At 35.9% G+C, this 21,760-nt stretch carries 15 protein-coding genes; 8 read left to right on the top strand and 7 right to left on the bottom strand.

Annotated features, from left to right (window positions below):
• Positions 1–6 precede the first annotated feature (6 nt).
• Both B3P16_RS23920 and B3P16_RS23915 read right to left on the bottom strand, forming a co-directional pair.
• A complete protein-coding gene (locus B3P16_RS23920) occupies positions 7–762 on the bottom strand; it encodes an alpha/beta hydrolase (protein ID WP_112375164.1) in 756 nt (251 codons plus the stop codon).
• A gap of 204 nt (positions 763–966) precedes the next feature.
• Positions 967–1,677, bottom strand: a complete 711-nt coding sequence (locus tag B3P16_RS23915; protein WP_070562678.1) for an SAM-dependent methyltransferase — start codon at positions 1,675–1,677, stop codon at positions 967–969.
• 149 nt (positions 1,678–1,826) lie between these two features.
• Here B3P16_RS23915 and apaG point away from each other — a divergent pair, with 149 nt between their 5' ends.
• From apaG to B3P16_RS23895, 4 genes are all read left to right on the top strand, one after another.
• Entirely contained in the window at positions 1,827–2,213 is a 387-nt protein-coding gene (gene apaG, locus B3P16_RS23910) for a Co2+/Mg2+ efflux protein ApaG (protein ID WP_046673176.1), read from the top strand.
• Between the two features lie 355 nt (positions 2,214–2,568).
• Positions 2,569–4,434, top strand: a complete 1,866-nt coding sequence (locus B3P16_RS23905; RefSeq protein WP_286844829.1) for an ABC-F family ATP-binding cassette domain-containing protein — start codon at positions 2,569–2,571, stop codon at positions 4,432–4,434.
• 93 nt (positions 4,435–4,527) lie between these two features.
• The gene (gene mnmG, locus B3P16_RS23900; RefSeq protein ID WP_286844826.1) at positions 4,528–6,387 is read left to right on the top strand and encodes a tRNA uridine-5-carboxymethylaminomethyl(34) synthesis enzyme MnmG; all 1,860 of its coding nucleotides are present in this window, start codon (positions 4,528–4,530) and stop codon (positions 6,385–6,387) included.
• A gap of 78 nt (positions 6,388–6,465) precedes the next feature.
• Positions 6,466–8,145, top strand: a complete 1,680-nt coding sequence (locus B3P16_RS23895; protein ID WP_286844824.1) for an Ig-like domain-containing protein — start codon at positions 6,466–6,468, stop codon at positions 8,143–8,145.
• A 48-nt stretch (positions 8,146–8,193) separates the two neighbouring features.
• On the opposite strand, the gene B3P16_RS23890 is transcribed toward B3P16_RS23895, so the two are convergent.
• Both B3P16_RS23890 and nadB read right to left on the bottom strand, forming a co-directional pair.
• Positions 8,194–8,700, bottom strand: a complete 507-nt coding sequence (locus tag B3P16_RS23890; RefSeq protein WP_070562667.1) for a gamma carbonic anhydrase family protein — start codon at positions 8,698–8,700, stop codon at positions 8,194–8,196.
• Positions 8,701–8,705: 5 nt separating this feature from the next.
• Positions 8,706–10,298 carry an L-aspartate oxidase gene (gene nadB, locus B3P16_RS23885; RefSeq protein ID WP_046673171.1) on the bottom strand — a complete coding sequence of 531 codons (1,593 nt, stop codon included), beginning with the start codon at positions 10,296–10,298 and terminating at the stop codon, positions 8,706–8,708.
• 3,146 nt (positions 10,299–13,444) lie between these two features.
• Between nadB and nadA the strand changes: the two genes are divergently transcribed.
• Both nadA and thiL read left to right on the top strand, forming a co-directional pair.
• Positions 13,445–14,440, top strand: coding sequence for a quinolinate synthase NadA (gene nadA / locus B3P16_RS23880; RefSeq protein WP_046673170.1), 996 nt, complete (start codon positions 13,445–13,447; stop codon positions 14,438–14,440).
• A 226-nt stretch (positions 14,441–14,666) separates the two neighbouring features.
• The gene (gene thiL / locus B3P16_RS23875; RefSeq protein WP_070562660.1) at positions 14,667–15,719 is read left to right on the top strand and encodes a thiamine-phosphate kinase; all 1,053 of its coding nucleotides are present in this window, start codon (positions 14,667–14,669) and stop codon (positions 15,717–15,719) included.
• A 33-nt stretch (positions 15,720–15,752) separates the two neighbouring features.
• Here the strand turns inward: thiL and B3P16_RS23870 are convergent, their stop codons facing one another.
• Positions 15,753–16,541 (bottom strand): segregation and condensation protein A, encoded by a 789-nt coding sequence (locus tag B3P16_RS23870; RefSeq protein WP_286754207.1) that lies wholly within the window; start codon positions 16,539–16,541, stop codon positions 15,753–15,755.
• A 159-nt stretch (positions 16,542–16,700) separates the two neighbouring features.
• Here B3P16_RS23870 and dxs point away from each other — a divergent pair, with 159 nt between their 5' ends.
• Both dxs and dnaA read left to right on the top strand, forming a co-directional pair.
• Complete coding sequence (gene dxs / locus B3P16_RS23865) at positions 16,701–18,629, top strand: 1-deoxy-D-xylulose-5-phosphate synthase (RefSeq protein ID WP_286709791.1); 1,929 nt, start codon at positions 16,701–16,703, stop codon at positions 18,627–18,629.
• 542 nt (positions 18,630–19,171) lie between these two features.
• Entirely contained in the window at positions 19,172–20,596 is a 1,425-nt protein-coding gene (gene dnaA, locus B3P16_RS23860; protein WP_046672557.1) for a chromosomal replication initiator protein DnaA, read from the top strand.
• 150 nt (positions 20,597–20,746) lie between these two features.
• Here dnaA and B3P16_RS23855 read toward each other — a convergent pair whose 3' ends face one another.
• Together B3P16_RS23855 and B3P16_RS23850 are read right to left on the bottom strand one after the other, a co-directional pair.
• A complete protein-coding gene (locus B3P16_RS23855; RefSeq protein WP_201639945.1) occupies positions 20,747–21,148 on the bottom strand; it encodes a hypothetical protein in 402 nt (133 codons plus the stop codon).
• 54 nt (positions 21,149–21,202) lie between these two features.
• The gene (locus B3P16_RS23850) at positions 21,203–21,586 is read right to left on the bottom strand and encodes a hypothetical protein (RefSeq protein WP_286844820.1); all 384 of its coding nucleotides are present in this window, start codon (positions 21,584–21,586) and stop codon (positions 21,203–21,205) included.
• Positions 21,587–21,760: the final 174 nt, after the last annotated feature.

Below are 21,760 nucleotides of genomic sequence, written 5' to 3'. Positions count from 1 at the left end.
TATTTATTATTCCTGTTCCAACAAATCTACTAATTCTTTCAACTTTTTTATTTGTGGATTATGATCTCCAACAAATTCGACTGTTTTAAAACCTATATTTTTTGCCTTCCTATAAAACGGGTAAAAATCATCATCCTCAATTGTTTTGCCATCCTCATAAGTCAAAATGTAAGTACTTGGAATTTTAAGTCGTTTCGGATTTTTTAAACTGATCTTGTCTGTCATTGTTCTTAACGGGTGGGGGACATCCCTAGGAAGCTTCTTAATGTCCTTCACCCAGAAAGGAAAAATATAACCATCCTTTTCTAATTTTAACAGTCCATTTGCTGCACTGGATTTACCCATTAAGTTCATTACAGATTGTTGATCCTCCGGTAGTATAGCATCCAAGTAAACCAATTTACGGATTCTATCCGGAAGACTATCTGCCACAGCCGTGATAATCATCCCACCATAACTATGTCCGACCAATATAATATCATGGAGATCCTCAAACAGGATCGTATTCACAACATCATCGACATGCGTTTGTAATCGGATAGAAGTATCTGCTAAATGATAACGCTCACCCAGGCCTGTTAGTGTGGGTCGGTACACCTCATTTCCCTTTTTAGCTAACTCAACCGCCGTATTTTTAAACTGCCAAGCACCACCCCAAGCTCCATGGACAATAACATATGTAGAAGACTGTGCAGCAAGATCTTTACTGAATCCAACTAATGAAAACAAAAACATAATAGACAATAATCTACAGTAATTCATCGTGTTATATATTAAATCATTCTAGACGGTTAACAAACTCTATTCAGCATTTATTCTGATACCCTGGTTTACATATTTATTAAAAAACAAAATGTAAGCACTCACTTACTTTATTAAAACATACTTCACTCATGTAAAAACAGCTTTTAATTTCATCATTAAACTTCATCAATGAAAATAGGGTAGGGGGGAGCTCTAAAAACATCATGCATAAAGTAAAAAAATAGTCGGCTTTTTATGATAATCATACGATCGTTTTCGCCACTCACCAACTGTCAAACTTTGTATATTTTCGTCGGCAGCTGTTACATTTGACGCAACACAGAGTAAGGTGGAAGGTTTACATATTTTTAGTAGATCGGCTAAAAGCTGATTATTTCTAAATGGAGTTTCAATAAAAATTTGCGTCTGCTTTTCACGTGCTGATTGCTGTTCGAGATTTTTAATCTCCTTAGCTCGATCAATTTTATCGATAGGCAAATAACCATGAAAGGCAAATTTCTGACCGCTAAATCCGGAAGCCATAAGTGCCAGTAGAATAGAGCTTGGTCCAACAAGAGGAACTACCTTAATACCCAATTGATGTGCCCGCGCTACAATAGAAGCACCAGGATCAGCAACACCAGGACATCCCGCCTCAGACATTAATCCAACACTTTTGCCTTGTTTCAAGCCTTCAAAAAAATCATTTATATTTCCCTTGTCCCGCACATGTTTTCCATAATCATGGATCGTTAATTCGCTCTGCGGAATCTTTAAACCTGCAAGTTTTAAAAACTTGCGCGCCGTTTTTTCGTTCTCTACAATATACTCGTCCAATGAATTGATTGTTTCCACTAAATACGGAGTAAATGACTGGAAAGCTGCGTCATCACTCAATGGAACAGGAATTAAATATAAGATACCATTTGCCATAATACAAACCTACTAATTAAGGTCCATTTGGTTATACTAATTTTAAACTTAGCATTATTTAACCTTTTAAAATGATTATAATTTAGATTTTTAAACTCATTATTAGTATTTTAGCGTAAATATTCATTGCAACAATAAACATCATTCAAATGATCACACAAATTACAGAAGGCGTAAAAATCTCGGTTGAAACCATCTATCAATCGGAGTATTCGAATCCGGACCGTGAACATTTCATGTTTGCTTATCATATCAGCATAGAAAATCTCAGCGATTACACGGTTCAATTGATAAGTCGCTATTGGAAAATTTTTGATGCAAAAGGAGACTATAGGGAGGTATCTGGAGAAGGAGTAGTAGGCGAACAACCTATTATAGAACCTGGTCAGACTCATCAATACACCTCAGGTTGCAATCTCAATAGCGAATTCGGATTCATGGAAGGATATTATAATATGATCCGAACACTGGACAACGGCAGCTTTCAAGTTGAAATACCACGTTTCAATCTGATAGCGGATTACGCATTGAATTAATTTTATCAGGGCAGTATCATTATTGCCAATTAATCAAATAACGAAGCTTTTTTCGCATCGAATAAGAAACTATTTCTTTATTTTTGCGAGCATTCCAAATGAACAAGCGAACCTTTGGGACTTCGAATTATCATTTTACCCAATGGCAAAGGCTAACATTTGATCGTATGCCACCCAATAGATTACATTAGTCAGCAATCAAAACGATTATTGACTCAATATATATATAACTGACAATCAATAGAAATACAACTAAAATATTGATTATCAACACGATATAAACTACCAAGAGAAGAAACCTACTGGTAGTGTTTTGGCGTGTAAATTGACTGAATATAATTTAGGGTGATATAACGTGAGTATTTTAGCTACAGAACAAGTAAGCCATTCCTTCCATGATCGATGGCTTTTTAAAGATTTACATTTCGGTCTCCAAAAGGGAGAACGTGTGGCCTTGGTCGGAATCAATGGCACAGGTAAATCAACCTTACTCGCCATTTTAGCAGAGCGAATCTTACCAACCTCAGGAAAAGTTGTAAAAGAAAAAGGTATAAAAATTGGTTTCTTAGAACAGGATCCTGATTTCACAGGATTAAAATCAATCAACGATTTTATTTATAGTACAGACAACGATCAACAACGTCTTATCCGTGAGTACGAGGAGCTGTTATTGGAAACTGATATCGATCAGAAAAAATTAGAAGATCTTACAGAAAAAATAAGTTCATTGAATGCCTGGGAGTATGAGCATAATATTAAGACGATTCTTAATCGTTTAAACATTATGGATTTCCATCAAGATATCAAAAGTTTATCAGGGGGCCAACGAAAACGCCTTGCGCTAGCCAAGCTTTTGATAGACGAGCCGGATATTTATATATTAGATGAACCCACCAACCATTTGGATATAGAGACTATTGAATGGCTTGAAAAACTACTAACAACAGGTAGCAAAACCGTTCTTTTAGTAACGCACGATCGCTACTTCTTGGATAATATCTGTACGGAGATTCGAGAGCTGGATAGGGGCAATCTCTTTACCTATAAAGGTAACTATTCTTATTTTCTAGAAAAGAAGTCGGAACGTGAAACTATTGATGCGGTTATGGTTGAGAAAAGCAGAAATCTACTTCGCCGTGAATTGGAGTGGATGCGTCGTCAACCACAGGCACGTGGTACCAAATCCAAATCACGTATTGAAGCATACTATGACTTGGAAGAAAAATCTAAAGCAATTAAAGGAAACGACTCGGTACAACTCAGTGTGAAAGTAAGCAGGCAGGGCTCAAAAATACTCGAACTAGAACATGTTGCCAAACGTTATGGAGCAAAAGAAATCATACATGATTTTTCATACACCTTTAAAAAAGGTGATCGTATTGGTCTAGCTGGAAAAAATGGTACTGGAAAATCAACCTTTCTTAATTTAATCACGGGAGAAGAAAAACCTGATACAGGGTCTATAGCGGTAGGGGAAACCACAGTATATGGCTACTATAAACAGGGCGGATTGGAAGTAAATGAAAACGATCGAGTATTAGATGTTGTAAAAAATATAGCAGACTATATTGAAATGGCAAATGGCGAAGTAATCACGGCTTCACAGCTGCTAACCCACTTTTTATTTCCTCCTGAAAAACAATTTGGTTTCGTTAACAAATTAAGTGGGGGGGAGAAAAAAAGACTTCAATTAATGCGTGTTTTAATGAAGAATCCAAATTTTTTAATTCTGGATGAACCATCCAATGATTTGGACATTGATACATTAAACGTGCTGGAAGATTTTCTTGACAACTACAAAGGAGTACTCATATTAGTATCACACGACAGGTATCTATTAGATAAATTGACGGATCAACTTTTTATTTTTGAAGGAAAGGGGATCGTGCAGATATACAACGGAAATTATGCCGACTTTAAACTTGAACAGGAAGAAATCCAAAAATTAGAAAAGGAAAAACAAAAAAGGATAACCCAGGAACAGGTAAAGCCAATTGTAAAAGAGGAAAAGAAAAAACTCTCGTACAAGGAACAATTGGAATATAACAAACTAGAAGAAGAAATCGAAAAACTGGAAACACAAGTAGCGTTAAAAACGGAGGAACTAAACCAGGTAACAGATCATCTAAAACTTTCTTCCTTAGCGGAAGAAATTCAATCTATCCAAAAACAGATAGACGATAAATCCGAAAGATGGTTATATCTTGCTGATTTTATGTAAAATTTCATCAGAGGTTTCACGTGGAACACAAAGAAAACGTAAATTTACAAAGAAATAAAAACACCACGTTTCACGTGGAACAAGAATAGAAAAATGTTTAAAAAATATAATGTAATTGTCGTTGGTGCGGGGCATGCCGGATGTGAGGCAGCGGCGGCAGCAGCTAACTTAGGTTCGTCCACTTTACTCATCACAATGAATATGGGAGTAATAGCGCAAATGAGTTGTAACCCCGCTATCGGTGGAGTAGCCAAAGGACAGATAGTAAGAGAAATTGATGCTATGGGCGGATATACTGGTATCATAGCAGATAAATCAACCATTCAATTCCGAATGTTAAATCTTTCGAAAGGTCCTGCCATGTGGAGTCCGCGGACCCAAAATGACCGAATGCGGTTTGCAGAAGAATGGAGATTACAACTCGAGTCTCTTCCTAATTTAGATATGTGGCAAGATACCGTAAAAGAAGTTATCGTAAAAAACGGAAAAGCTTGCGGTGTCATCACTTCGATGGGAATAGAAATAGAATCGGACGCCGTGGTACTGACCAATGGAACTTTTCTAAATGGTGTAATTCACATTGGGGACAAGAAATTTGGAGGCGGTAGAACAGGAGAGAAGGCTGCCACAGGTTTAACCGAGCAACTTGTTTCCCTTGGTTTCGAATCCGGGAGAATGAAGACAGGAACGCCACCACGTATTGATGGAAGAAGCCTTAATTATGCGTTAATGGAAGAACAGTGGGGCGATGAAAAAAGAGGGCGGTTCTCCTATACAGATGTAGAGATACCAACTGAACAACGCTGTTGTTGGATTACCTATACAAACGATAAGGTCCACGAAATGCTACGCACTGGGTTTGAAAAATCACCCATGTTTACGGGACGTATCAAAGGATTGGGACCACGCTATTGCCCTTCAATAGAAGATAAAATAAATCGTTTTGCCGAGCGTGAAAGACATCAGATATTCGTGGAGCCCGAAGGCTTCAAAACAGTAGAAATTTATGTCAACGGATTCTCCACCTCATTGCCAGAAGACGTACAATTGAAAGCTTTGCAATTGATCCCAGGCTTTGAAAATGCGAAAATGTACCGCCCAGGTTATGCCATAGAGTACGACTACTTTCCACCAATGCAATTGGATCTAACCTTAGAAACCCAATTGGTGAAACATCTATTTTTCGCAGGACAGATCAATGGGACAACTGGCTATGAAGAGGCCGCTGCTCAAGGTTTCCTAGCCGGGATAAATGCGCATCAACGCATCAATGATGATAAGGAACTTATTCTAAAACGATCCGAATCCTATATAGGTGTATTGGTCGACGACCTCGTAACAAAAGGAACTGAAGAGCCGTACCGCATGTTTACATCAAGAGCAGAACACCGTCTACTTTTACGCCAGGATAATGCTGATATTCGTCTAACCCTATTAGCTTACAAATTGGGATTAGTAGGAGAAGAAAGACTCAAAAAAGTGCAAGAAAAAATTGATAACTCCAATAAAATAATCGAGTATCTCAAACAAAATTCGACCAATGTCGAAAAGATGAATACCGTATTAGCCGAAGTCGGCTCAAGCGCACTTCCACAAAAAACAAGATTGAGTAATGTTCTTGCAAGACCACAAGTTGGTATCCAAGATATTCTGAAAGGAGACGAAGGCTTTGCACACTATGTCTCCCAATTCGATAATGATACCATCGAACAAGCAGAGATCAATCTCAAATATGAAAGCTATTTCGATAAAGAAATGGAAATTGTCAATCGTATGAAGAAGATGGAAGATAGAGAAATTAATCCTGATTTTGACTACAGCCTATTAACATCGCTATCAATTGAGGCAAGACAAAAGTTATCTAAAGTTAAACCACGTACACTGGGGCAAGCTTCAAGAATCTCAGGCGTTTCGCCCTCTGATATCACTGTATTGATGGTTCATATGAGTTAAACAACTGAAAACCAAATACTTATACACTAAACACCACAAAGCTTAAAATAAGCGATTTAAGACAATATTCTATTTTTTATGACAACTTCTTTAAGAGAAAATAAAAGTGGTTCAGAAAGGCTAAAAAGTAGCTTAAAAACAAGATTACTTATTTTAAGCACGTTTATTATGCTTATTGGCTTGTCCATACAATGTGCGAGCATACAACAGCCCACGGGGGGGCCAAAAGATTCTATTCCTCCGAAGATACTATTGGAAAGCCCTACGAATTTTTCGAAGAATTTTACAGCTAAAAAAATAGTGATCACGTTTGACGAGTATATCAAGCTGGCAAATCAACAAAAGGAATTCAGTATTACGCCAGACATGGGAAGCAATCCAGAATTCAAGGTGAAGAAAAAAAATCTAGAAATTACCTTACCTGATTCCCTAGAAAAGAATACAACCTACAGCATATACTTCGGTAAAGGACTAGTTGATTATAACGCTGGAAATGCATTGGTCAATTATGCTTACGTATTCGCGACAGGAGATAAAATAGATTCACTCAGTATATCCGGTAATGTAAAAAGTGCTATAACGAAAGAGGTCCAAAAGGATGTTAAAGTCTTGTTGATCCCCATTAGCCAAGACTCGATTTTTGGTAAAAAGAAGGCGAATATATTCACGACAACGGATACTGCAGGTAACTATAAACTAAACAATCTAAGAGGGGGAACTTATCGCATTTACGCACTTCAAGAAAAAAATAACGATAGAATCTATAATGGTGCTGATGAAGAAATAGGTTTCCTAAAAGACTCTATCGTGCTAGAGCGAGACTTAAGCAATATCAACTTGGAGATCTTCAAAGGAATCCCAAAAAAGTTTAGAACCCAAGAGAAGAAATTTGAAAAAAATGGAAGTATACTTCTTGTTTTTAATAGAAGAGTCGACAAGCCCAAACTTGATATCCTAAATGACGAAGTAAACAACAAGGATAAAAAAGTACGTTTTTCAAAGACATCAGACTCGGCTACTTTGTTTATTCCAAATTTAAAAATAGACTCCCTAAAGCTTGTTCTGACAGAAAATGAAAGACCATTGGATACCATTCTCATTAGAAAAGGGAATGTAAAAATAGAGCAGACAATTGAGCCTATTTTTACGCCAAATAATGGACGGGTCGATCGAATTACACACCTTCAGGTATCTGCTTTCACACCGATCAAAAATATCGATAAAACCAAGTTAAAATTCAAAGAAGACTCATTGGTCCGGACCAATTACCAACTAGCTGTAGATACAGCAAATACCAATATCTACCATATTCGCTATAATTGGAGAAAAGAGAAAAAGTACCAAATTGAGTTTACAGAAGGCGCTATAACAGGCTATTTTGGCGAACAAAACAAAGAGAAAAAGCTCGATTTGACCTATGACGATAGTGAAAACTATGGGGATCTGACATTTGATTTTACAGATCTAGATAGCAATACAACCTATTTGGTTGAGTTAATCAATGAGAAAAAAGATAAGGTCTATCGCGTCGACAAAATAAACATGAACAATCCGGCTGTTGTATACAAACAGTATCCTGGAGGAAAGTATAGTATACGTGTGATACGCGACGACAATGATAATGGAATCTGGGACACTGGAGATGTCGAAAAGAAAACTTTTCCTGAACCTGTTGTATATCTGAATAAAGTATTTACGATACGTGCTAATTGGGAACAGAAAGATAGTTTTTCATTGAGTGGCCTCAAAAAAAATTAATTGAGGCCATTCTAAAATAACTTATTTAATATTGCTAATTCGATTAAGCTAAAACCAGGAACTGTACAGAACATAATTATGTGGTAGTTTCTGCAATAGATCTTTCTGCTCTTCAGTAAGTGCTTTTATCTTTTTGGCAGGTACTCCAGCATATAGAAATCCCGATTCACAACGAGTATTTTCCAAAACTACTGCACCAGCTGCTACAATAACATTCGATTCAACAATCGCATTATCCATAACGATAGCTCCCATACCAATGAGTACATGATCTTCCAAAATACATCCATGTACCATAGCCTGATGCCCTATACTTACATAATTTCCGATCGTAGTACCGCATTTCTTATAGGTACAATGTATAACCGCTCCATCTTGAATATTAGTATAATTACCGATACGAATATAATTGACATCTCCGCGTATGACAGCATTAAACCATACCGAACAGTGATGTCCAATCTCCACATCGCCTACAATCGTTGAATTGGGTGCTAAGAAGCATTCTTCGGCTATCACCGGAGATTTATCCAAAACAGATAAAATAAGTGCCATATTCCTTAAAAAATTGTATCCTGTAATACTTCCGAATGTTTCGGATAGTCCGTTGTATAATGCAATCCCCTACTTTCTTTCCGTAACATAGCTGATTTTGTCACGATATAAGCTACTTGAATAACATTACGTAATTCACACAGTTTAACAGAAAGCCTTGTATTTCGATAAAATTCTTCGGTCTCCTCATACAAGAGATGTAGCCGTTTAAGAGCTCTTTCAAGCCTAAAATCGGAACGGACAATGCCAACATAGTCACTCATAATCTTTTGGCACTCGCGTAAATTATGACTTACTAAAATATCCTCATTTGAAAGAGAGGTTTTAGAGTCATCCCATTCGGGGACATCAACAATATGGTTAATCAATCCTATCGACTTTGTGGCGTCCAGGAAAATACGATGTGCATAAACAAGTGCTTCAAGAAGTGAATTAGAAGCTAATCGGTTTGCCCCATGCAGGCCAGTAGAAGAACACTCTCCGCAAGCATATAAGTTAACGAGGCTACTGCGTCCAAAATCATCTACATAAATGCCTCCACAGAGGTAATGCGCAGCCGGTGTAACTGGTATAAAATCCTTCGCCATATCCAGTCCGATCGAAAGACACTTTTCATAAATATTTGGAAAATGCTTGATAATATCTTCCTTATTCCGATGCGTGATATCAAGGTACACATAATCTATACCAGATTTCTTCATCTCGGCATCAATAGCTCTAGCAACGATGTCTCTTGGTGCCAAAGAAGCACGTTCATCGTACTCCTCCATGAAAGATTCACCATTGATCCTTCTTAAAATACCCCCAAATCCACGTACGGCTTCAGATACCAAAAATGCAGGAGAGTCCTTTGGATTGTATAAAGAAGTAGGGTGAAATTGCATAAACTCCATATTACGTACCTTACCTTTTGCCCGATACACCATAGCAATACCATCTCCAGTCGCAATAGTTGGATTTGTTGTACTTGAATAAACATGCCCTGCTCCTCCAGAAGCCATCACAGTAACCTTACTCAAAATCTTATCTACTAAATGTGATGAGGTATTAAAAGCATAAATTCCATAACAGGTAATGTCTTCCCTGTTCTTATCCACGTATTCCCCCAAATGATGCTGTGTAATCAAATCAATGGCAAAGTAATGCGTTACGATTTCAATGTTGGGATCACTATGTGCTTGCGCCAATAATGCACGCTCAATTTCATAGCCAGTTATATCTTTATAATGTAAAATACGATGAGCGGAATGTCCCCCCTCTTTTGCCAGATCATATAACCCCGATTCCTCCTTGTCAAATGATGTTCCGTATGAAATAAGTTCTGCAATCCGTTCCGGTGCTTCTCTCACTACGTTTTCCACAATTTCAACATCGCATAAACCATCCCCAGCAATCTGAGTATCAATGATATGCTTCTCAAAGCTATCTGACTTATCCACAACGGCAGCCACTCCCCCTTGCGCATATTTTGTATTAGACTCATCCTCATTGGACTTAGTGACTATCAATACTTTACCGAATTTCGATGCTTTTAAAGCAAAGCTTAATCCAGCAATACCTGATCCAATGACCAAAAAATCTACCTTTCTATCTGCCATATAAATTAAAATTCACAAACTATCCCCAAAAGTGACGATTCAAATTAACGAAAAATGTGGAAAACGTGTAAATAAAAGGTTAAATAAAAATGAAAAGTATTTAACAATTCACAAATCCCCTATTTGCAAGCCTTATTTCTAAAATTTTTCCGCACAAAAATCTAGAGATTTCCACATTTTCTAAACAAAAACTATTCAACAAAAATATATGGAAAATAAAAAATAAGATAATTTAGAATTTTAAAAATCAGGTCTTTAATGAATAAATTCTGTTGAAAAATTGTTGAAAACTCTATAAAAACCTAAAATCAAAATCGAAATAACCTAATTTATACCACTTTTCCACACCATAATAAACAATAAGAGATTTTCTATTTTAAATAATTAGTATTTATTGAAAAAAAAGATTGTGGAATACGTTCGAAAATCTTTGTTTAGTTTTGTCAAGTTCGATTAGAAGCGGTTAGATTTCGATATTCGGGAATTATAAAGTCCCCTATTGAAATATTTAATTCTAATTGAGTTTATTTTATTTTTTAAATTTCCTATTGACTTTTAAAGCGCTTTAGGATTGACTATTTATTTTATTTTTTTTTGTATATGGATTTAATCTAGTTTCAGCGCGTTATTTATAATTTTTAAAAAAAAAATATAGGTTTAAGTCGTTTTATACTTGGATATTTTCCCGTTTGGGATCTTATTTCAATTTTATCGCTTTGTAACCGATAGAAATCGGATCAGAAAAGTTTTAATTCTAATTTGGATGCTATGAGATTTTAATATTTCTGTCTTTAGAGCAGATAAATTCTTTTATTGAATTCTAATAGTTGCTAATCTTTGCTTTTAAAATTGATATGAAAAAGGCAATTTAATTGATTTTGATATTTGGATTTTAAACTGTTTGAGGTTTGCTTATTTGCGTATTTTTTTCAAAAATATGTGAATTTTGCTTTCTCAACGAGGTAAAATTGGCGTCAAAAATTTCTGTACTTTATCAGCAAAGTTTTCAAAAATGGAAATTGAGAGGTATTTGGTTATTGGAATTTTTTATTCCTGGATCTGCCTGTTTATATTCAGATTTGGCTACGATATTTGTTTGGTTTTCGCGGGATTGAATTTTAAACAGAATCTCAAGGCGATTGTTTAAAAATATACCTGTTTAGAATTGGATATTTTTTAAAAATTTGTTTTCAGGGCTTTTTAATACATTCTATGGCCTTAAATAGTAAATTTTTTAAGATCTAAGTGAAATTCGAAGATTGACTTGTTAATAATTTTGGAATGCAGATAATTTCTTCAAATAATTTATTGCAGAACAAACAATCTTACTATATTTGCAGCCCAACATCGGCTAAATGGAGGAAATATCCAAATTTAGATCAGTGACATTAGAATATTTTGGATTATTGCTATCTGCCAATTTTTTAGATCATTCTCAGGGTTTATTTTTCTAAAATAAAGCTCTTATAGATTGAATATATTTTGTTGATTCGTTATTTGTATGGGATATTTAATTCTAAGCGAGTTTGTCGTTTTTAAAGCGCTTTATCAGTTGCATATTTAGTATTTTTTTTAATATTATCTATGTATTTGAATGTCAAGTACTATAATCCGCAAATTTTATAATTGCCTAAATTTTGAATAATTTATTTTTATTTTATATGAATTAATATCTTTTAAGTTATATATTTTTAGTTTATTGTATTTTATGCGATAGTTATTGCCAGATGATTATTCTAGCGGGATATACGCTCCGATTGTGTTATATTGAGTTTAGAATAGAGCTATTTACAGGATTTTTATCCAGATACAAGGTATTAATAACTTTATTTTGTGTTATTTCGACTGAATTTGTGATTGCTGTAAAATTTCCTGTAATTAGATAGCAAAAAAAGTCTTATTAAGCTTCTTAGAATTAAATAAAAGCACTACTCTAGATCACAGCGGTCAATTTTTAATTCTCATCCAGTTTATTTTGGATACTATACACATTATTTTAGTCGGATTTCAATTTGCGGGAATTAGTGCCTTTTAAAGTCGCTTCTACTCGACTCATTTGATCTTTTTATAAATATCTAATTCTTATCGTGTTTATTCTGAATTATTTTATTCAACCCTATTAGGCCTGATCCGATAAATTTATCCCTGTTATATTCCTATATTCATTTTTACAGGCTAATAATACTTATATATGCTATTCTCGACGGGTTTATTTTGGAAATAATGCCTTCTATTGGTTATTTGCGGCGTATTATGATTTAGGAAAATTGATTTTGGCCCTACGCTGGTCATCGTTGCTGTATGAGTTGGCAAATGAGAATATATAAACTTCAGCTACTCGCGATTAGAATGCCATATATTGGTTAGGCAGTGATAAAATATGCTATAGACGATTCTAAGAGCCTTTATTTCATTTTCGGTGCTATTTTTATGCTTTCAGAGCTGCACGTATACACAATTCTCTCAAAATTTGCCGAAATAAACCCGCTGAGAATTTGATATAAAATTATACATCAATCCAAGATTTATTAATCTATCCTATACGGCCTCAAAAACGTTTTCTTATCTGAAATGTTAATAAATAAAGCTTCCTTTTGTGCCATATTTTTCATTGTTTTGTAATATGCCTAAAAACGTTTCTTAGGCTACGAAAGTAAGTTATGGATGAAACTGATTTTCGAAGATCGAAATAATGTGAAATAAACCCTTTCAGTTTTTGTTATAAACGAAGAGCTTGAATAGTTTTCCAAATATCCAAGTCTAAAAGAGTTTATATGGACATAATACTGTGAGATTAAACTGCATGTGAATTAATTTAACTATTAATACTTGTAAATGTTTATTTTGCATGATCAATACATATATTGCTGTCAGTTCTACAAAATCATGTAATTGGACAAAAGTTGCCAGTGTTCGATCAAATTTACAAACTGACATTATCCAATGAGCTCGACGTAGCAAACACGTTGTAATCTGTTACTAATTAATAATAGGTTTTATATCAGTGTTTTATTCACTATAATCTACTAATGGATCAAATGGAAGCGAGAGGTATATTACCACGACTTGATTAATTTGCTTTTAATTGACTTTTATATATATAACAATGCTTACTTTTGCTGTTCATAAAAGTTGAAACTACTCGCATGGAAATTGTAAATTATGAGCTTCAAGCAAAAGGTTATATCGATGCTCCGATTGATCCCTCACTGGATTTGATTAAAGAGATCCAACGCTTAAAGAAAGAAAAGAAGGCTGTCATCTTGGCTCACTATTATCAAGAGTCTGAAATACAAGATATAGCAGATTATATAGGAGATAGTCTTGGCTTATCGCAGGAAGCTGCGAAAACCGATGCAGATGTAATTGTTTTTGCTGGAGTACATTTCATGGCTGAGACGGCTAAAATACTTTCACCGACGAAGAAGGTTCTTTTGCCAGATGCTAAAGCCGGTTGTTCATTGTCAGATTCATGCCCACCACATCTTTTTGCTAAATTTAAAGAGCAATATCCTGATCATTTGGTGATTACCTATGTAAATTGTACGGCTGAATTGAAAGCTCTTTCAGATATTGTATGCACATCAAGCAACGCTGTTCAGATTGTTGAAAGTCTTCCTGAGGATCAGAAAATCATTTTCGGTCCAGATCGCAACCTAGGTGCATATGTTAAGAAGAAAACAGGACGTGACCTGGTACTTTGGAATGGAGCTTGTATGGTGCATGAAATTTTTTCTCAAGATAAAATTGACCGTTTGAAAAGCGAGCACCCCGAGGCTAAGTTTATTGCCCATCCAGAGTGTGAAGATCATATACTCGCGATAGCTGATTATGTGGGATCGACTGCTGGAATGCTTAAATTTACCCAAACAGATAAAGCCCAGGCTTATATTGTTGCTACAGAATCAGGCATTCTTTACCAAATGCAAAAAGCGAGTCCACATAAGACTTTTATTCCTGCTCCTCCTAATAATGCCTGTGCATGTAATGATTGTCCGCATATGAAGCTTAATACGCTTGAAAAGCTATACAACTGTCTAAAGTATGAGTCCCCTGAAATTCTTCTTCCTGAGGATGTGATTCTTCGTGCACAACGTCCTATTGAACGTATGTTGGAAATATCAGCGCGCTTAGGACTATAGATTTGTTGTATTTTTGCTACGATTAGCTATCGTAGATTATTGATTTTTAACGTAATACAAACAATTTTTATGAATGTTTGTCCTAGCTTGTAATTAAGACGCTTAGCTGGATAAGCATATAAATTCATTGGACTTATAGCTATACTTGTTTTGTAATGCCATCTTAATGCATCAGTCAAAGATGATTATCCGGCATTACCTATATTAAACTTTTAAACTTTTTAGCATGTTTGATTTTGATAATACCGAGCGGACCAATCTAGAGGAAATGGGCGAGTTTGGACTGATTGATTATATAAGTAAGGCTGTTGAATTGACAGAGAAATCCACTGTGAAGGGGATTGGGGATGATGCGGCTGTTTTAGATTTCGAAGGTAAGAAGACTTTGGTATCGACTGATCTATTGTTGGAAGGGATTCATTTTGATCTTAGGTATGTACCATTAAAACATTTAGGTTATAAAGCTGTTCAAGTCAATTTGAGCGATATTTATGCGATGAATGGAATAGCTTCTCAAATTACCTTTTCAATCGGTATGTCCTCTAAATTTCCATTAGAAGCCGTAGAGGAAATTTATCAAGGAGCTTTGATTGCCTGTAAGAAGTATAATGTCGATTTAATCGGGGGTGACACTTCGGCTTCAGCACAGGGGCTGGTTATTTCTGTGACAAGTATAGGCTATGCTGATGCAGATCAGATCGTTTATCGTAGTGGAGCACAGGAAGGAGATCTATTGTGTGTGTCCGGTGACCTCGGTGCAGCTTATATGGGCTTACAACTCTTGGAACGTGAGAAAGAGATTTATTTAGAAAATCCGAATGTACAACCTGATTTGGAAGGAAAGGATTATATCGTTGAACGCCAATTGAAACCTGAAGCCCGGAAAGACATTGTTGAATTATTTGCCAAGCTAGGGATCAAGCCCACAGCGATGATGGATATTTCGGACGGGCTTGCATCTGAAATTCTTCATATTTGCCGACAATCAGATAAAGGATGCCGATTATATGAGGAAAAAATTCCATTGGATCAGATGACTTATGATACGGGGCGGGAATTTGGCATTGATCCAACCGTAGCTGCACTTAATGGTGGTGAGGACTATGAGTTATTGTTTACAATAGCGCAATCGGATCACGATAAAATTAAGAATTTACCTGATATTAGTATTATTGGTTATATGACGCCAAGATCGGAAGGTTGTGAGATGATTTCCAAATCTGGGAATCTTTATCCGATAACGGCACAAGGCTGGAATGCATTTAAGAAAAAAGATTAATACGAAAAAGACCTGTTCAAAACAGGTCTTTTTTTATGCTTCTTCCTCCTCAAACAGGAGTTCCTCCGTCTCATTTGGATCTCTTTCACCTACATTGAAATTGTTATAGCCTAAGCCCACTTCGATCTGTAATAATCGCTGCTGGAGCATTTCGAGAATCGCTAAAAAGTTATAGACGAACTGTATTTTATTTTCTGAGTTTTTAAGAATTTCTTGAAAATCTAATTTTTTATTGATTTCAATCAGTTCGGCAATTGCTTTCTTCTGTTGTTCAATGGTGTATGGATATTTGACAACTGTATGGGTTACTTCAGGGGGACGATTACGGAATTGATACATCATTTGCTCGTAAATCATCATTAGACCATAGAGGTCGAAGCTATCCAAATTTTCTCCGGTAGAATCTAATTTTAGTCTTTGTTGGATATCATAGCGTATGTTGCCTCGGCTGTATAGTTTGAGACGATTTTCTTCCAAGACTCTCAATTCTTCACAGGTCTCTTTAAATTGCTTATAGAGAATAAGTTTTTGAACAAGATCTTCTCTTAGATCGATTTCATTTTCATTGTCGTCCAGATCCAGACGAGGTAATAGCATTTTAGCTTTAATACGCATCAGTGTAGAAGCAACAAAGATAAATTCGCTTGCCATTTCCATATTGAGCGCTTGCATTTGGCTCACATACGATAAAAAATCATCTGTAATCTTTGAAATCGGTATATCGTGGATATTTAGTTCATCCCGTTCGATAAAAAATAATAATAAATCAAAAGGTCCCTCAAATTGAGGAAGCTTGATTTCGTAGCCTTCTTCTACTTGCATATCTTATACAAATTTACATATAAAATCTTTTGGAATAACTTCGATACAAACTATTCATTATTTTATTTGTTGTTCATCAATATGTAAATGCGATTTATTTTAAAGATTAAATAAAATTGTCGTTACTTTGTACGAACATATCATGTAAATAGCAGTACTATGCAGTTTGAGGCTGGAGAACTATTAAGTAAAATAAACGATCCCTCTGATCTTAAAAAGCTAAAGGAAGACCAATTAGAACAGTTAAGTCAGGAATTACGTCAATTTATTATTGATCAGGTTTCGGTTAATGGTGGTCACTTTGCAGCAAGTTTGGGAGTCGTCGAGTTAACGGTGGCGTTACATTACGTAATGAATACCCCATACGATCAATTGATTTGGGATGTAGGTCATCAGGCTTATGGGCATAAAATCCTAACGGGGCGTCGCGATATATTTCATACAAATCGAATTGAGAACGGAATTTCGGGTTTTCCTAACCGTTTTGAATCTCAATACGATGCATTTGGTGTTGGACACTCGTCAACATCTATTTCTGCAGCATTAGGCATGGCAGTCGCTTCCCAAATAAAGGGTGAAAAGGATCGTCAGCATATCGCGGTTATCGGTGATGGTGCCTTGACTGGTGGAATGGCATTTGAAGCACTGAATCATGCCGGTATTTCGAAATCAAACCTTTTGGTTATTCTGAATGACAACTGCATGTCCATTGACCCTAATGTAGGCGCATTGAAGGAGTATTTGACAAGTATTACAACCTCAAAACGCTATAATCGTTTTAGAGACGATATCGCAGCTGTATTGACCAAGATTTCGGAAGTTGGTCCGAATGCACTTGGTATTGCCAAAAAATTGGAAAAAAGCATAAAGGGAACTTTATTAAAAAATGCCAATCTCTTTGAATCTTTAAATTTTAGATATTTTGGACCGGTTGATGGGCATGATGTCAAGAAATTGGCTAAGACCCTTGAAGACCTTAAACATATACCGGGGCCTAAATTATTGCATGCCGTCACCATCAAAGGAAAAGGTTTTGCGCTAGCTGAAAAAGATCAGACGAAATGGCATGCTCCAGGTCTATTCGATAAAATTACGGGTGAGATCAAGAAGTCTTTGAATGATAAACCGGTAGCACCTAAATTTCAAGATGTTTTTGGACATACTTTAGTTGAGCTTGCGGAAGAAAATGATAAGATTGTGGGGATCACGCCTGCAATGCCTTCTGGTTCTTCCATGAACATTATGATGAAAGCTATGCCTGACCGTGCATTTGACGTTGGTATTGCTGAGCAGCATGCAGTTACATTCAGTGCGGGACTCGCAACACAGGGATTATTACCGTTCTGTAATATCTATTCGTCGTTTATGCAACGCGCTTATGATCAAGTCATCCATGATGTTGCATTACAAAATCTGAATGTTGTTTTCTGTTTGGATCGTGCGGGAGTGGTCGGTGCGGATGGTGCGACACATCATGGCGCTTATGATATCGCTTTTATGCGCTGTGTTCCAAATATGACGGTTTCTGCGCCGATGAATGAGGAAGAGTTACGAAATTTAATGTATACAGCGCAGTTACCCAATAAAGGTCCGTTTGTTATTAGATATCCTAGAGGAAATGGTGTTATGCCAGACTGGCGTCGCCCATTTACAGAAATAGAAATAGGAAAGGGGCGTCTTATATCAGCAGGTGAGGAGCTTGCTATCTTAAGTTTTGGAGCGATAGGAAATGAAGCTGTTAAAGCGGTACAGCAGTTAAATGAACTGGGAATACATCCAGCGCATTATGATCTTCGATTTGCTAAACCATTGGATGAAGCTTTGCTTCATCAGGTCTTTCAGAAATTTGATAAAATTATTACGGTTGAAGATGGAAGTTTACAGGGGGGCATAGGTTCGGCTGTATTGGAGTTTATGGCCGATCACGGATATCATAGCCAGGTTGTTCGTTTGGGTATTCCGGATAAGATCATTGAGCATGCTGAACAAAATGCACAGTGGAAGCATGCACACTACGATGCTGATGCTATCGTATCAGAAGCCAAAAAACTTTGCAATGGAAAATTGACCAGCTCAATGGTCGGATAAGAGCTATACATTTGAAAAATGAAAAAGGAGATNNATCTCCTTTTTCATTTTTCAAGGGTAGGGATGTTTGAATTTAGAACTCATCTCATCTGTTACAATTTGTTTTTTCTGTCCTATAATCCGCATTGATTTTTGTTTTAAGGTTGTGCGTAAATAACTTTAATAGTCCTCTGACAATGATGTTAAGTTGGCTTTAAATTCTTATAAATTTAATATTAAAAATATATGAACTAAAGATTGTAATTAGCTATTATTTTGGTTAATTTAGATTTAGACCTTAAGGACTGATAGGTAGTAAGTTTGCTACTTTTTTTGTTCTTTTTTTTGAAATAAATTTGGAATGTTAATAATTATTTTTAGAGATCAATTTTAGCGCTAGTTTTCCACAATTTTACACGGTAAAATACTGATATATAATGTATTATCAATTATTTTATATTTTAGTTTTTTAGCTGATTTTTTTTTGTCATCTTCGTTCTCAGAGAAAGTTATCAACATATTTTTTGTCGCGTATTGTAAATCAACTTATTAACAATTTTAGAATGGAAAAAACGTATTCAAGTGTCTGGAATAATTGTCTTTCGATTATCAAAGATAATATACCAGCACAAAGTTTCAAGACCTGGTTTGAACCTGTGAAAGCAGTCCGTTTGGAGGGTGACGTTTTGACTATTCAAGTGCCTAGCTTATTTTTTTATGAGTGGTTGGAAGAACACTATGTAGGAATTCTTCGCAAGACCGTAAAGAAATTCCTAGGAGAACAAGGTAGATTGGAATACAATATTGTAGTGGAGAAGTCTTCAGCTTCTCATCCTTATACGACTAATCTTCCATCGAATGGCAATGGAGCAGAAGGGAAAAGGCAATCTATCCCTGTGCCGGTATCTTTAAATAGGGATATCAAAAATCCGTTTGTTATTCCTGGATTGAAAAAATTGCAGGTTGATCCGCAATTGAATCAAAACTATACATTCGAAAATTTTATCGAAGGTGAGTGTAACCGTCTTGCTCGTTCTGCAGGATATGCTGTGGCGAATAAACCGGGTGGTACTTCATTCAACCCTTTGATGATTTATGGTGATGTTGGTTTAGGAAAGACACACCTTGCCCAAGCAATCGGAAATGAAATCAAGAGAAATCTTCCCGATAAACTGGTCATTTATGTGTCTTGTGAAAAATTCTGTCAACAGTTTGTGGATTCATTGAAAAATAACACAATCAATGACTTCGTTAACTTTTATCAAGCAATGGATGTCATCATTATGGATGATGTGCATAATTTTGCTGGTAAAGAAAAAACACAGGATATTTTCTTCCATATTTTTAATCATTTGCATCAATCTGGAAAGCAGATTATTTTAACTTCAGACAAGGCGCCTAAGGATTTAGCTGGTTTGGAGGAACGTTTGCTTAGTCGTTTTAAATGGGGATTATCTGCAGATATTCAAATTCCTGATCTTGAGACGAGAATGGCAATTTTGAAGAAGAAGATGTATTCTGACGGTATTGATTTACCTGAAAATGTAGTGGAATATGTCGCAACACAAATCGATAACAGTGTTCGTGAATTGGAAGGAGCTATGGTTTCATTATTGGCTCAATCTACATTGAACAAGAAAGAGATCGATTTGGGTTTAGCAAAATCGATGTTGAAGAACTTTGTGAAGAATACCCATAAGGAAATTTCAATGGACTTTATTCAGAAATTGGTTTGTGAATATTTTGAAGTTCCTGTAGATATGGTAAAGTCGAAAGTTAGGAAGCGTGAAATCGTGCAGGCCAGGCAAATTTCGATGTATTTAGCAAAAGCTCATACCAAATCTTCACTAAAATCGATCGGAGCTTTCTTCGGAGGAAGAGACCACTCGACAGTCATTTATGCATGTCAAACCGTAGAGGATTTAATTGAAACTGACAAGAAATTTAAGACTTATGTAAGTGACATTATGAAAAAATTGAAATCTTAATGTCAATTACCGTAAGCAGTAAACAAAAGGGGCTGTCCAAGATGATTGGATAGCCCTTTTTTAATGCATTTAAGCTCTTGTAAGGTATTAAAAAACCTCTGGACATAATCTATGTCCAGAGGTTTTTCATTCTTAATAGAACGATTGTTGTTATTGATTGCTCTGTCCGTTGCCGGATTCGTTTTGTTCAGTTTTTTCTTGAGTCGCAGGAATAGTTACTGGGGGTCTCTCTGTGACATATTTCTGATAAGCTGTCTTTTGTTCATCGGTGAGCAGTTGTGCTATCTTAGTATCGGATTCACCTTGAATTTTGGTTATGCTTTCCTTTTTGGCATCAGCTGTAGCTGTCGCGTCCTGGATAACGGCTGCAATAGCCTTTTCTTGGTTTAATACGATGGTTGACACGGCTGTTTTTTGCTCTTCGTTTAATGTTAGCTTTGTCACTAATTCGGTCACCACTTTGGTTGCATTCTCTTCTGGTGTTGTTTGTTGTGCAAATGTTAGGCTCATTGCTAGAAAGAAACCTATACCTGTTAAAAATAGCTTTTTCATGATGTTTAATTTTAGATGAAATTATTCAATGTTTATTCTCTATTTTTTTCACTATTAACGCGTGGAGTCAGTTGTTACTGGTTGTTTTGTCCCAGGGGCTGATTTCGCCGGTCTCTCAGCAATTATTTTTTGGTAAAGTGCTTTTTGATCCTCGGTTAGCAGCTGGCTGACTTTGGTGTCTACCTCGCTTTGAAGCTTATTTAGTGCTTCATTTTTTACTTCAGCAGAGGAGCTACTGTCTTTTGTTATCGTTTGCTCGGTTTTTGCCTGATCCAATAATATAGTTGATACTGCAGTCTTTTGCTCATCATTCAGATTCAGTTTCTGAACAAGTTCAGTTGTTGCTTTTGCCGCAGTTTCCTCCGGAGTACCCTGTTGCGCAAATGTTAGGCTGAGGGCCAAAAAGAATCCGATTCCTGTTAAAATTAGCTTTTTCATATCTATTGTATTTAAAAAGTTACAATTAAACTGTTTTACTATAAAACTTGGAATTGGTATTTATATTGTATTAAAGTTGTTACTTTAACAAATTTTTAACATAGGATAATGTGTTAATAGATTGTAAAACAATACGTTGGTTTTGTTTTAGGATAAACAAAACAAGGTAACGAT

Source organism: Sphingobacterium sp. UBA7631 (assembly GCF_002483935.1).
GTDB classification, from domain to species: domain Bacteria; phylum Bacteroidota; class Bacteroidia; order Sphingobacteriales; family Sphingobacteriaceae; genus Sphingobacterium; species Sphingobacterium multivorum.
This window is presented reverse-complemented; position numbering and strand designations above follow the sequence as displayed.